The organism is Streptomyces coerulescens (assembly GCF_042657965.1).
GTDB lineage: Bacteria > Actinomycetota > Actinomycetes > Streptomycetales > Streptomycetaceae > Streptomyces > Streptomyces coerulescens.
In genome coordinates this window covers 34,909-49,533 of the sequence record NZ_JBHSKM010000010.1, presented here as the reverse complement: position 1 = coordinate 49,533, position 14,625 = coordinate 34,909, and the positions used below count along the sequence as shown (strand labels likewise).

1 protein-coding gene is annotated in these 14,625 nt (G+C 75.5%); it reads left to right on the top strand.

Annotation, left to right across the window (positions count from 1 at the left end):
* The first annotated feature begins 10 nt into the window (after nt 1–10).
* Nucleotides 11–14,608: an SDR family NAD(P)-dependent oxidoreductase gene (locus ACFPQ9_RS18105; protein ID WP_465269577.1), complete on the top strand. Its 14,598-nt coding sequence runs from the start codon at nt 11–13 to the stop codon at nt 14,606–14,608.
* The last annotated feature ends 17 nt before the right edge of the window (nt 14,609–14,625 follow it).

Below are 14,625 nucleotides of genomic sequence, written 5' to 3'. Positions count from 1 at the left end.
CATGACCACGATGCCCAGCGAGCAGGTCGTCCAGGCCCTGCGGGCCGCCATGAAGGACGTCGACCGTCTGCGCAGGAAGAACCGGCAGCTGGTCGCCGCCGCGGCGGAGCCGATCGCCGTCGTCGGCATCGGCTGCCGCTACCCCGGCGGCGTGCGCTCCCCGCAGGACCTGTGGCGGCTCGTCTCCGACGGCACCGACGCGGTGTCCGCGCTGCCCGTCGACCGCGGCTGGGACCTCACCGCGCTCGACAGCGCCGGGGTCGACGAGCACGGGCACGAACTCAGCACCCGCGGCGGCTTCCTCGACGGTGTCCCCGACTTCGACGCCGCCTTCTTCGGCATCTCCCCGCGCGAGGCACAGCGCATGGACCCCCAGCAGCGTCTGCTGCTGGAGATCTCCTGGGAGGCGATCGAACGCGCCGGCCTCGACGCCACCACCCTGCGCGGCAGCCGCACCGGCGTCTTCATGGGCACCAACGGCCAGGACTACGCCCATCTCGTACTGCGCTCCCTGTCCGACGCCGACGGCGAGGTCGGCAGCGGCATCGGCGCCGGCGCCCTGTCCGGACGACTCTCCTACACGCTGGGTCTCGAAGGACCCGCGCTGACCGTCGACACGGCCTGCTCCTCGTCCCTCGTGGCCCTCCACCTGGCCTGCCAGTCCCTGCGAGGCGGCGAGAGCACCCTCGCGCTGGCCGGCGGCGTCAACGTGATGGCGACGCCCGGACCGCTCGTCGAGTTCAGCCGGCAGGGCGGACTCGCCCGGGACGGCCGCTGCAAGGCCTTCGGCGACGGCGCCGACGGCACCGGATGGGCCGAGGGCGCCGGAGTGCTGCTGCTGGAGCGGCTCTCCGACGCCGAACGCCACGGCCACGAGGTGCTGGCCGTCGTCCGGGGCTCCGCCGTCAACCAGGACGGCGCCTCCAACGGCTTCACGGCCCCCAACGGGCCCGCCCAGCAGCGCGTCATCCGCGCCGCCCTCGCCGCCGCCCGGCTCACCCCCGCCGACATCGACGTGGTCGAGGCACACGGCACCGGCACCCCGCTCGGCGACCCCATCGAGGCACAGAGCCTGCTCGCCACCTACGGCCAGGACCGCGCACGCCCCCTGCTGCTGGGCTCGGTGAAGTCCAACTTCGGCCACGCGCAGGCCGCCTCCGGAGTCGCCGGCGTCATCAAGACCGTCATGGCGATCCGGCACGGGATCGCGCCGCGCACCCTGCACGCCGACACCCCCAGCCGCCTCGTCGACTGGACGTCCGGCGCGGTCGAGGTCCTCGGCACCGAGCGGCCCTGGCCCGACACCGGCCATCCGCGCCGCGCCGGCGTCTCCTCCTTCGGCGTGACCGGCACCAACACCCACGTCATCCTCGAACAGGCCCCGCCCGCCCCGCCGGCGCCCGAGCCGACGGCCCCCGACCGGACCCCCGGCGTCCTGCCCTGGCTGCTGTCCGCCGCCACCCCGGCCGCCCTGCGCGAGCAGTCCGACCGACTGCACGACCTCCTCGCGGGCGACGAGGGCCTGCGGCCCCTCGACGTCGCCTACTCCCTCGCCGTCACCCGCGCCGCCCTCGACCACCGCACCGCCGCGGTCGACCGCGCGCCTGCCGCGCTCGCCGACCCCACCGGCCCCGGCACCGTCCACGGCCAGGTCACCGGCCGGCCCAAGCTCGCCCTGCTGTTCTCCGGGCAGGGCAGCCAGCGGCTCGGCATGGGCCGTGAACTGCACGGCCGGTTCCCGGTGTTCGCCACCGCCCTGGACGAGGCGCTGGCCTGTTTCGACCCCGGGCTGCGCGAGGTGATGTGGGGCACGGACGACGCGCTGCTGAACCGTACGGACCACACCCAGGCCGCGCTGTTCGCCGTAGAGGTCGCGCTGTACCGGCTGCTGGAGTCCTGGGGCGTCCGGGCCGAGTTCGTCGCCGGGCACTCGGTCGGCGAGATCGCCGCGGCGCATGTGGCGGGCGTGCTGTCCCTCGCGGACGCCTGCGCCCTGGTGGCGGCGCGCGGCCGGCTCATGGCGGCCCTTCCGCCGGGCGGTGTCATGGTCGCCGTCGAGGCGGGCGAGGACGAGGCACGGCCGCTGCTGACGCCCGGCGTGGCGGTGGCCGCGGTCAACGGGCCGCGCGCCCTGGTGCTTTCGGGCGCCGAGGCGGACGTCGAGCGGCTGCTCGCGGAGCTGGGGGAGCGCCGGCACACCCGGCTCGCGGTGAGCCACGCCTTCCACTCACCGCTCATGGACCCGATCCTGGACGACTTCCGCACGGTCGCCGAGTCACTGACCTGGCACGCGCCCGAGGTCGCCGTGGTCTCCGGGCTGACCGCTCTGATCGCCGAGCCGGAGGAGTTGTGCTCGCCGCAGTACTGGGTCCGGCACGTCCGTGAGACCGTGCGCTTCGCCGCCGGTATGACCACCCTCGCGGACGCCGGGGCCACCGCCTTCCTGGAAGTCGGCCCGGACGCAGTACTGTCCGCCGCCGCCCGCGCCTGCCTCCCCGAACGGGCCGTCGTACAGCCGCTGTTGCGCCGGGACCGGCCCGAGGAGCAGGCGCTCGTCACCGGTCTCGCCGGGCTGCACGTCCACGGCGTCACCGTCGACTGGGCCGCGTTCTTCGCCGGCACCGGCGCCCGCCGAGTGGACCTGCCGACGTACGCCTTCCAGCGCGAGCGGTACTGGCCGGACGGCGGCGCCCGCACTCTGGAGGTGACCGGCGCCGGGCTCGACGCGGTCGGGCATCCGCTGCTCGGCGCCGCGATGGTCGTGGCCGGCTCCGACGACCTCGTGCTCACCGGCGTGCTCTCCACCGCCGTACAGCCCTGGCTGGCAGACCATCGCGTCGGCGGCATGCTGTTCTTCCCCGGCACCGGCTTCCTGGAGCTGGCGATCCGGGCCGGGGACCAGGTGGGCTGCGCCCGCGTCGCCGAACTGACCCTCGCCGTACCCCTCGTGCTGCCCGACGAGGGCGCCGTACAGGTCCAGCTGAAGGTCGGCGGGCCGGACGGGACCGGGCGCCGCGAGCTGTGGTTCCACTCCCGTCCCGCCGACCGGCCCGAGGCACCCTGGACCCTGCACGCCACCGGACGGCTCGCCCCGGATCCCGCCGAACCGGCCGGCTTCGACGCCGCCGAGTGGCCGCCGCGCGACGCGCATCCCGTCGACATCACCGACCGCTACGACCGCTACGCCGGCGCCGGCCTGGAGTACGGCCCCGCCTTCCGCGGACTGCGCGCCCTGTGGCGGCGTGGTGAGGAACTGTTCGCGGAGATCGCCCTGGACACCTCCGTCCGCGACACGGGCGAGTACGGCGTGCACCCCGGCCTGCTGGACTCCGTCCTGCACGCGGCCGCCCTGGACCAGGACTCCGAGCGGCTGCTGCCGTTCGAGTGGCGTGACGTGACCCTGCACGCCTCCGGGGCCGGACTGCTGCGCGCCAGGCTGCTGCGCACGGGACCGGACACCGTCGTGGTCGACGCCGTCGACGTACAGGGCGCCCCGGTCGTCTCGATCGCCGGCCTCACGCTGCGGGCCGCGCCCGACGCCACCGCCACGCCCGCCCTGCCCGACCCGGCCGGGTCGCTGTTCCGCCTGGAGTGGCAGCGCCACGAGGTGCCGGCCGCCGCGCAGGGCGGCTGGGCCCTGGTCGGCGAGGACCCGTTCGGGCTCGCGGCCCACCTGGAGGGCGCCGCGCACGTGACCGGGCTGGACACGCTGCCGGGCGAGCGGCCTCCGCGGCACCTGGTGGTTCCCGTGGGCGGGCCGGGCGAGGGTGCGGAGGCGGACGCCCGGTCGGGCGAGCGGCCTCCGCGGCACCTGGTGGTTCCCGTGGGCGGGCCGGGCGAGGGTGCGGAGGCGGACGCCCGGTCGGGCGAGCGGCCTCCGCGGCACCTCGTGGTCTCCGTCGCCGGGTCGGGCGAGGGTGCGGAGGCGGCCCGCGCAGCCACTCGCCAAGTACTCGCCCTGCTGCGGGACTTCCTCGCCCACGACCGCTTCCGCCGCTCCCGGCTGCTGCTGGTCACACGGGGCGCCGTCGCCGCGAACGACACCGACGACGTGACCGACCTGGGCGCCGCCGCCGTATGGGGACTCGTCCGGTCCGCGCAGGCCGAACACCCCGGCCGGCTGCTCCTGGTGGACACCGACGAAGCCTCCGGCGCGCTCCTGCCGACCCTGCCCGCCCTGCTCGACGACGCCGAACCCCAGGCCGTGCTGCGCGACGGGGAACTGCGCGTCGGGCGGCTGGCGCGGGGCGCGGGCGCCTCGCTCGTGCCGCCGGTGACCGGGCCGTGGCGGCTGGCCGTGACCGAGCCCGGCAGCCTGGACGGGCTCGCCCTGACCTCCTGCGAGGACGAGGAGCTGACGGGGCGACAGGTGCGGATCGCGGTGCGGGCCGCCGGGATCAACTTCCGGGATGTGCTCAGCGCGCTCGGCATGTACCCGGGTGAGGCCGGACTGCTGGGCTCCGAGGCCGCAGGTGTCGTCGTGGAGACGGGTCCCGAGGCCGGGCTGTGGCGGCCGGGCGACCGGGTCATGGGCATGGTCGCGGGCGGTTTCGCGCCGAGCGTCGTCGTGGACGAGCGGCAGGTGACCGCCGTGCCCGCCGACTGGTCCTGGGAGACGGCCGGTTCGGTGCCGCTGGTGTTCCTCACCGCCTACCGGGCGCTCGTCGAACTCGCCGACGTCCGGCCAGGCGAGAAGGTCCTCGTGCACGCGGGCGCGGGCGGTGTCGGCATGGCCGCGATCCAGCTCGCACGCCACCTCGGCGCCGAGGTCTTCGCCACCGCCAGTGAGCCGAAGTGGCCCGTGCTGCGGCAACTCGGGCTGCCGGACGACCACATCGCCTCGTCCCGCGACACCGGCTTCGCCGACCGGTTCGCGGAGGCCGGCCTCGATGTCGTCCTCAACGCCCTGTCCGGCGAGTTCGTCGACGCCTCGCTGCGCCTTCTCGGCCACGGCGGCCGGTTTTTGGAGATGGGCAAGACCGACCTGCGCGCCCCGGACACCGTCCCCGACCACATCCGCTACGAGCCCTTCGACCTGGGCTGGGTGGACCCCGACGGCATCCGGCGGATGCTGACCGCACTCGACGCCCTGTTCGCCGACGGCGCCCTGCGGCCCCTGCCGGTGCGCTCCTGGGACGTACGGCACGCCGCCGAGGCGTTCCGCTTCATGAGCCTCGCCCGGCACACCGGCAAACTCGCCCTCACCCTGCCGCCCGCCCTCGACCCGGACGGCACGGTCCTGATCACCGGCGGTACCGGCGGCCTCGGCAGCCTCCTCGCCCGCCATCTCGTCACCCGGCACGGCGTACGGCACCTGCTGCTCGCCGGCCGCCGTGGACTCGACGCGCCCGGCGCCCCCGAACTCGTCGAGGAACTCGCCGCGTACGGCGCCGAGGTCGGCCTCGTCGCCTGCGACCTCACCGCGCCCGGCGCCGTCGCCGCGGTCCTGGACGCCGTCCCCGCGGCGCACCCCCTGACAGCCGTCGTCCACACGGCGGGCGTACTCGACGACGGCGTGCTGGACGCGCTCACCCCGGACCGGCTCGACACCGTGCTGCGGCCCAAGGCCGACGTGGCCTGGCAACTGCACGAGCAGACCCGCGACCTGGACCTGGCCGCGTTCGTGCTGTACTCGTCCACCGCCGGTCTCATGGGCAGCCCCGGCCAGGCCAACTACGCCGCCGCCAACGCCTTCCTCGACGCGCTCGCCGAGCACCGCCGCGCGCACGGCCTGCCCGCGCTGGCGCTGCGCTGGCCCGGCTGGGAGCAGCACGGCGGCGGGATGACCGCGGCGCTCTCCGACCGCGACCGGCACCGCGTCTCCGCCCTCGGGCTCCCGCCGCTGACCGCCGAGCAGGGCCTCGCCCTCTTCGACGCCGCGCTCGCCACCGACGCCGCGGCCCTCGCCCCGCTGCCCGTCGGCGGCACGCCCCTGCCCCCGGGCGTCCCCGTCCCCGCCCTGCTGCGCGGCCTGGTCCGCCCCGGGCGACGCACCGCCGGCAGCGCAGCCGTCACACGCGGCGCCCTCATGGACCGGCTCGCGGGACAGCGGCCCGACGAACGCCGCCGCCATCTCGTCGAGCTGGTGCGGGCCGAGGCGGCCGGTGTGCTGGGCCACGGCACGAGCGAGGCGGTCGACGCCGACAGCGAGTTCCGCCGGCTCGGCGTGGACTCGCTCACCGCCATCGAACTGCGCAACCGGCTGGCCACCGGCACCGGCCTCCAACTGCCCGCCACGCTGGTCTTCGACTACCCCACGCCACGCCGGCTCGCCGTCCACCTGCTCGGTGAACTCATCGAGGAGGGCGTCGTCGGCGACGCCCCCGTGACGCCGGCGGGCACGGCTGCCGCGGACGAACCGCTCGCCGTCGTCGGCATGGCCTGCCGCTACCCCGGCGGCATCACCTCGCCCGAAGAGCTGTGGGAGTTCGTCGCGGCCGGCGGAGACGCCATCTCCGGCATGCCCGACGACCGGGGCTGGGAGAAGCACACCGGTGTCGCCTCGGTCGACGGCGTCGCGGGCGGATTCCTGCGCGGCGCGGGCGAGTTCGACGCCGCGTTCTTCGAGATCTCCCCGCGCGAGGCCGTGGCCACGGACCCCCAGCAGCGCCTCCTGCTGGAGACCGCCTGGGAAGCACTCGAACGGGCCGACCTGGACCCGCACGGCCTGCGCGGCAGCCGCACCGGCGTCTTCGTCGGCCTCAGCGGCCAGGACTACGGCACCCTCGTCATGCAGTCCTGCGTCGACGTCGAGGCCCACGCCACCACCGGCCTCAACACCAGCGTCGCCTCCGGCCGGCTGGCGTACGTGTTCGGGCTGGAAGGCCCGGCCCTCACCGTCGACACGGCCTGCTCCTCCTCCCTCGTCGCCCTGCACCTCGCCGGGCAGGCGCTGCGCGGCGGCGAGTGCGGGCTCGCCCTCGTCGGAGCGGTCACCGTCATGTCCACGCCGGTGGGGTTCGCCGGGTTCTCCCGCATGGGCGGCCTCGCCACCGACGGCCGCTGCAAGGCCTTCGGCGACGGCGCCGACGGGACCGGCTGGTCCGAGGGCGTCGCGGTGCTCGTCGTGGAGCGCCTGTCGGACGCCGTACGCAACGGGCACGAGGTCCTCGCCGTGGTGCGTGGGTCCGCCGTCAACCAGGACGGTGCCTCCAACGGGCTCACCGCCCCCAACGGCCCCTCCCAGCAGCAGGTCATCCGCCAGGCCCTCGCCAACGCCGGCCTCAATCCCGCCGACGTGGACGCCGTCGAGGCCCACGGCACCGGCACGAGCCTCGGCGACCCGATCGAGGCGCAGGCGCTGCTCGCCACCTACGGCCAGGACCGTGAACGGCCCCTGCTGCTCGGGTCGGTGAAGTCCAACATCGGCCACACCCAGGCCGCCGCCGGTGCCGCCGGGCTCATCAAGACCGTGATGGCGATGCGGCACGGCGTCCTGCCCCGCACCCTGCACGCCGACCCGCCGTCCCGGCACGTCGACTGGTCGAGCGGGGCGGTCGAACTGCTCACCGAGAACGTCCCCTGGCCGGACACCGGCCGCCCGCGCCGCGCGGGACTCTCCTCGTTCGGCATCAGCGGCACCAACGCACACGTCCTGCTCGAACAGCCGCCGAAGGCCGGCCCGCCGTCGGGCGCACCGGAGCCGGACCGTACGACACCCACCGGGTGGCTCCCGTGGGTGATCTCCGCCCGCACCGAAGCCGCCCTCGACGCCCAGATCGCCCGGATCAGGGCCGCCGCCGAAGGGCTCGACGCGCGTGACGTGGCCTGGACGCTGGCCGGTCGGGCCGGTCTCGAACACCGTGCCGTCCTGCACCCCGACGGCACCACCGAACTCGCCCGCGGCCTGGCCGCCGACCGTCCCCTCGCCGTGGTCTTCCCCGGCCAGGGCAGCCAGCGCCTCGGCATGGGCCGCGAACTGCACGCCCGTTTCCCGGAGTTCGCCTCCCCTCTCGACGAGGTCCTCGGCCATTTCGACCCGGCCGTCCGGGACGCGACGTGGGGCACGGACGAGATGCTGCTGGGCCGCACCGACCACGCCCAGTGCGCCGTGTTCGCGGTCGAGGTGGCCCTGTTCCGGCTGCTGGAGTCGTGGGGCGTCACCGCGGGACACGTCACCGGGCACTCCGTAGGCGAGGTGGCCGCCGCCCATGTCGCCGGTGTCCTCTCCCTCACGGACGCCTGCGCGCTGGTGGCGGCCCGGGGCCGGCTCATGGCCGCGCTGCCGCCGGGCGGCGTGATGGTCGCGGTCGAGGCGACCGAGGACGAGGTACGGCCGCTGCTCACCGACGGTGTGTCCCTGGCCGCGGTCAACGGCCCCACCGCCGTCGTCGTCTCCGGCACCGACGACGAGGTGACCGCCGTCGTCGCCGCCCTCGGGCCGCGGCGGCACACACGCCTCACCGTCAGCCACGCCTTCCACTCACCGCTCATGGAGCCGATGCTGGAGGACTTCCGGCAGGCCCTGGCGGGGCTGGAGTTCCGTCCGCCCCGGATGACGGTGGCGTCGGCCCTCACCGGGCGTCTCGCCGAGCCGGCCGAGCTGTGCTCGGCGGAGTACTGGGTGCGGCACGCCCGGGAGACCGTGCGGTTCGCCGACGCGGTGGACGCCCTGCGCACCGCGGGTGCCGGCGCCTTCCTGGAGGCCGGCCCGGCGGGTGTGCTCAGCGGCATCGTCCTCGCCACAGGACCCGACGACGGCGTCGCCACCCCGATGCTGCGCCGCGACCGGAGTGAGCAGGACTCCGTGATCGCGGCGCTGGCCACGCTCCATGTCGCAGGCGTCCCCGTCGACTGGCGCGCCGTCGGCGCGGGCACCGGGGCACACCGCGTGGAGCTCCCGACGTACCCCTTCCAACGGCAGCGCCACTGGCCCGACAGCGGCCCCGTCGCCCCGCGGCCCGCCCCCCGGACCGAACCGGCCGTCCCCCACGAGGGGCTCGCGGCCCGCCTGACCGCCCTCGGCCCGGAGGAGCGCAAACGACACCTGACGGGGCTGGTGCGCACCGAGACGGCCGTCGTCCTCGGCCACCGCGGCCGTGACGAGATCGACCCCGACCACGAGTTCGGCAGGCTGGGCATGGACTCGCTCACCGCCGTGGAACTGGCCGGACGGCTGTCCGCCGGCACCGGACTCCACCTGCCCGCCACCCTGGTCTACGACTACCCGAGCCCGCGCCGACTGGCCGCCCACCTGCTGGCCGAACTCCTGGGGGACACCGCCGACCGAACGGCGGTGTCGGCTGCTCCCGCCGGCCAGGACGAGCCCTTGGCCATCGTCGGCATGGCCTGCCGCTTCCCCGGCGACGTCAGCACACCCGAGGAGTTCTGGGAGCTGATGCTCGCCGGCCGCGACGGCACCGGACCCTTCCCGGAGGACCGCGGCTGGGACCTCGACACCCTGCACGGCACCGGCCCCGGCAGCAGCGCCACCACCCGCGGCGGATTCCTGTACGACGCCGCCGACTTCGACCCCGGCTTCTTCGGCATCAGTCCCCGCGAGGCCCTCGCGATGGACCCGCAGCAGCGACTGCTCCTCGAGACCTCCTGGGAGGCGTTCGAACGCGCCGGACTCGACCCCGAGGCGCTGCGCGGCAGCCGCACCGGCGTCTTCGTCGGCACCAACGGCCAGGACTACGTCCACCTCGCCACCCGCGCCCGCGAGGACATCGGCGGCCACCTCGGCACCGGACTCGCCGCCAGCGTGATCTCCGGCCGACTGGCGTATGTGTTCGGGCTGGAAGGCCCGGCCATGACCGTCGACACGGCCTGCTCCTCCTCCCTCGTCTCGCTGCACCTGGCCGCCCAGGCGCTGCGGGCCGGCGAGTGCGAACTCGCCCTGGCCGGCGGTGTCACCGTGATGACCACCTCCGTCAGTTTCGTCGGCTTCAGCATTCAGGGCGGCCTGGCGGCGGACGGCCGCTGCAAGGCGTTCTCGGACGACGCCGACGGCACCGTGTGGTCCGAGGGCATCGGCATGCTGGTCGTGGAGCGGCTCTCGGACGCCGTGCGCAACGGGCACGAGGTCCTGGCCGTGGTGCGGGGCTCGGCCGTCAACCAGGACGGCGCCTCCAACGGCCTCAGCGCCCCCAACGGCCCCTCCCAGCAACGCGTCATCCGCCAGGCCCTCGCGAGCGCCCGCCTCACCCCGGCCGACGTCGACGCCGTAGAGGCCCACGGCACCGGAACCCGGCTCGGCGACCCCATCGAGGCGCAGGCCCTGCTCGCCACCTACGGCCGCGACCGTGAACGGCCCCTGCTGCTCGGGTCGGTGAAGACGAACATCGGCCACACCCAGGCCGCCGCCGGAGTCGCCGGCGTCATCAAGTCCGTGCTCGCGCTGCGCCACGGCCGGCTGCCCCGCACCCTCTACGCCGACAACCCCTCCAGCCGTGTCGACTGGTCCTCGGGCGCTCTGTCCCTCCTCACCGACACCACCGCATGGCCCGACACGGGCAGGCCGTCGCGGATCGCCGTGTCCGCGTTCGGGATCAGCGGCACCAACGCCCACGTCATCATCGAGGGCGCACCCACGCCGGAGCCCGAGACGTCCGCCGCCGCACCGGCCATCACCCCGTGGCCGGTGTCCGCCCGCACCGAAGAGGCCCTCGACGCCCGGATCGACGCGCTGACCGACTGGGCCCGCGGCCGGGCCCCGCACGACGTGGGCCGCTCCCTGGCCGCCCGCTCGCACTTCGCCCACCGCGCGGTGCTCCTGCCCGACGGCGAGAGCGTGCGCGGCACCGCCACCGAACGCAGCCCGGCCCTGGTGTTCTCCGGCCAGGGCGCACAACGACCGGGCATGGGACGGGAGTTGTACGGCCGCTTCCCCGTGTTCGCCGACGCCTTCGACGAGGTGCTCGGCCATCTCCCGCCCGGCCTGCGGGACATCGTCTGGGGCGACGACCCCGAGACCCTGCGCCGCACCGAGCACGCGCAGCCCGCCCTGTTCGCCCTCCAGATCGCCCTGCACCGCCTCGTCGCGTCCCTCGGCGTCACACCCGAGTACGTCACCGGACACTCCGTCGGCGAGATCGCCGCCGCCCATGTCGCGGGCATCCTCACCCTCGACGACGCCTGCGCCCTGGTGAGCGCTCGCGCCCGCCTGATGGGTGAACTCCCGCCCGGTGGCGTCATGGTGGCCGTCGCGGCAACCGAGGACGAGCTACGGCCCCTGCTCACCGACGAGGTCGCCATCGGCGCCGTCAACGGCCCCTCCGCGCTGGTGCTGTCCGGCACCGAACCGGCCGTGGCGGCCGTCCTCGACCGGCTCGGCGACCGCCGCACCCGCCGACTGGAGGTGTCGCACGCCTTCCACTCGCCCCTGATGGACCCGATGCTCGACGAATTCCGGACCGTCACCGCCACGCTCACCCACCACCGGCCGCGCATCCCCTTCGTCTCCGCGACCCAGCCCGGCGACGACCCGGTCTCTGCCGAGTACTGGGTGCGGCACCTGCGCGACACGGTCCGCTTCGCCGACGCCGTCCGCACACTCACCGGCACCGGCGCCGACGCCTTCCTGGAGATCGGCCCCGACGGCGGCCTCATCTCGCTCGTCGCCGCTCTCGCGCCCGACGCCGCCGTCGCCGTACCGATGCTGCGCCGCGACCGCCCCGAGGAGACATCGGCCGTGACCGCGCTCGCTGCCCTGCACGTCGAAGGCGTCACCGTCGACTGGAGCGCCCTGTACGCCGGCACGGGCGCCCGGCGCCTGCACGACCTGCCGACCTACCCCTTCCAGCGGCGCCGGCTGTGGCCCACCGCCTCCCTGCGCTCCGCCGACGCGACCGGACTCGGCCTCGCCGCCACCGACCACCCCCTGCTCGGGGCCGCGCTGCCCGTCGCCGGGGCCGGAGACCTCGTCCTCACCGGCACCCTGTCCCGCACCCTGCACCCCTGGCTGGACGGCTCGGCCGTGGACGGCGAGGCCCGGCTGCCCGGCGCCGCCCTGGTGGAGGCCGCCGTACGCGCCGGAGACCAGGTCGGCACCCCGCACGTCGCCGAACTCGCCCTGCCCGAACCGGTGACCGTGCCCGACCAGGGCGCCCTCCAGCTCCAACTCCGTATCGGCGCACCCGGCGACGACGGCACCCGGCCGCTGTGGTGCCACACCCGGCCCGCCCACGAACCGGACGCCGCCTGGACCGAGCACGCCCACGGCCGGCTCACCCCCGAACCACCCGCCCCCGCACCCGACACCACCCGGTACGCCGCCGGCCAGTGGCCCCCGCCCGACACCACCGAACTCGCCCTGGACGACCTCTACGACCGGCTCGCCGACGCCGGAGTCGCACACGGACCCGCCGCCCGCGCCCTGCGCGCCGCCTGGCGGCACGGCGACCACCTGTACGCCGAACTCGCCCTGCCCAAGGAGACCGGCGAACACGCCGGGTTCGGACTGCACCCGGTCCTCCTGGAAGCCGCTCTGCACGCCGCGCACCTCGTGACCGAGGCCGACCGGACAGAGCCCGAACGGCTGCTCGCCGTCGCCTGGCACGAGGTGTCCCTGCACGCCGTATCGGCCACCGAACTGCGGATCCGGCTGACCGGCAGCGGCGACACACGCACCCTCGTCGCCGCCGACCCCTCGGGCGCACCCGTGCTCACCGCGCGTGCCGTCACCCTGCGCCCCGCGCCGCGCCGCGCCGACGCCCCCGCCGCCGGACCCGACCTGCGCACCTCCCTGTTCCATCTGGACTGGGAGGAGCGGCCCGTCCCGGCCGCCCCTGCCGAGCCCGCCCCCTGGTACCTCCTGACCGGCGACGACACCGACCCGGACCTCACGCTCGGATCGCTCGCGGAACCAGTGAAGTCCCTAGCCGAACTACGAGAAGGTGACGACGCGCCGGTGCGGCTGGTCGCCGTCCCGCTCACGGGCGGCCCCGACGACACCGCCGGAGCCGTACACGAACTGACGCACCGCGCACTGATGTTGACGCAGGAGTTCCTCGCCGAGGACCGGTTCGCCCGCACCCGCATGGTGTTCCTCACCCGCGGCGCGGTCGCACCCCACGGCGAGGACGTCACCGACCCGGCCGCCGCGGCGGTCTGGGGCCTGGTGCGCTCCGCCCAGATGGAACACCCCGGTCGGTTCCTCCTCGTCGACGCCGACGGCGGCGCGTCCACCGCGACCGTGCTGCCCGCCCTGCCGGACACGGACGAGGAGCAGTTCATGGTGCGCGACGGATGCCTGCGCGTGGCGCGCCTCGCCCGCGTGCCCGACGTCGCCGCCACGGCCGCCGCGGGACCGGCCGACTGGCGCACCGACGGCACCGTGCTCATCACCGGCGGCACCGGCGGCCTGGCCCGCATCCTCGCCCGGCACCTGGTCACCGCCCACGGCATACGCCACCTGCTGCTGGCCGGCCGCCGCGGTCCCGGCGCCCCCGGTGCCGCGGAACTGCGCGACGAACTCCAGGCCCACGGTGCCCGGGTCACCCTGGCCACCGCCGACGTCGCCGACCCGGCCGACGTGACCGTCCTGATCGCCGGCATCCCGGCCGAGCACCCGCTCACCGCCGTAGTGCACACCGCGGGCGTCCTCGACGACGGCGTCCTGGACGCCCTCACCCCCGACCGGTTCGACACCGTCCTGCGCCCCAAGGCCGACGCCGCCTGGCATCTGCATCGCGCCACCGCCCACCTCGACCTGGACGCGTTCGTCACCTACTCCTCCACCGCCGGTGTCGTCGGCAGTCCCGGCCAGGCCAACTACGCCGCCGCCAACGCCTTCCTCGACGCCCTCGCCCAGCACCGGGCCGCCACCGGACGGCCCGGCCACTCGCTGGCCTGGGGCCCCTGGGCGCACAGCGCCGGCATGACCGGCGGACTGAGCGAGGACCACATCCGGCGCATGAACCGCTCCGGCACCCCGCCCCTCGAACCCGAACTGGGCCTCGCCCTGTTCGACGCGGCCACCGCCCGCGACGACGCCCGGCCCGTGCTGATGCGCACCGCCGCCCGCACCGGAGCGGCCCTGCCTTTCGCCGGACCCGTGCCGCCCGTCCTGCGGGGACTGATCGGCGGACGCCGCACCGCCGCCGGCCGCAACCGCGCCGCCGAACTCGCCGCCCGCCTCGACGGACTGCGCCCCCACGACCGCACCCGCCACCTCACCGACCTGGTCCACAGCGAGGCGGCGACCGTGCTCGGCCACGACACACCCGAACAGATCGGCGCCGACGACGAGTTCGCCGCCCTCGGCTTCGACTCCCTGACCTCCGTGGAACTGCGCAACCGCCTCGGCACCGTCACCGGCCTGCGCATCCCCGCCACCCTCGTCTTCGACCACCCCACCCCGCTGGCCGTCGCCGAGCACCTCGCCCAACGACTCGGCCGCGGCCCGACGGAACCCGCCGACGCCCTGCACGCCGAACTCGACCGCCTGGACACGGCCCTGGCCGGTGTGCTCGACGGCGACGGCCTCGACGCCGCGGCCCGCACGGGCACCGCCGTCCGGCTGCGGGCCCTGCTCGCCCGGGTCACCGACGACGGCGGCGAACGGCAGGGGTCCGACGACGACGTGCGCAAACGCCTCGACGCCGCCGGCGCCGAAGACCTCATCGCCTTCATCGACAGCGAGATCGGCCGACCCACCGACCGCTGAACCGGTCGCGACACCCC